This is a genomic window from Nocardioides oceani (assembly GCF_030412965.1).
Classification (GTDB): domain Bacteria; phylum Actinomycetota; class Actinomycetes; order Propionibacteriales; family Nocardioidaceae; genus Nocardioides; species Nocardioides oceani.
The window spans coordinates 1-202 of the sequence record NZ_JAUHJQ010000358.1 but is presented as its reverse complement, the minus strand read 5'-3'; the positions used below and the strand labels follow the sequence as shown (position 1 = coordinate 202).

At 63.9% G+C, this 202-nt stretch carries 1 protein-coding gene; it reads left to right on the top strand.

Features of this window, described 5'->3' with window-relative positions; translation table 11 throughout:
* On the top strand, positions 1-169 hold a 169-nt coding region (locus QWY28_RS24355), incomplete at its 5' end, for a superoxide dismutase [Ni] (RefSeq protein ID WP_300955456.1).
* Between the last annotated feature and the right edge of the window lie 33 nt (positions 170-202).

Genomic DNA, 202 nt, shown 5'->3' with positions numbered 1-202 from the left:
CCCGCACTTCGAGAAGTACCCGCAGCTGCACACCCTCTTCAACGAGGCGACCAAGCTCGCGGGCGGCGGCGGCGGCACCAAGGCCACCTTCGACGCGGAGACGGCCGACCAGCTGATCGCCAAGATCGACGAGATCTCGGAGATCTTCTGGGAGACGAAGAAGGCCTGAACCTGCGAAGGCCAGCTTCGTCTTCATCGACGA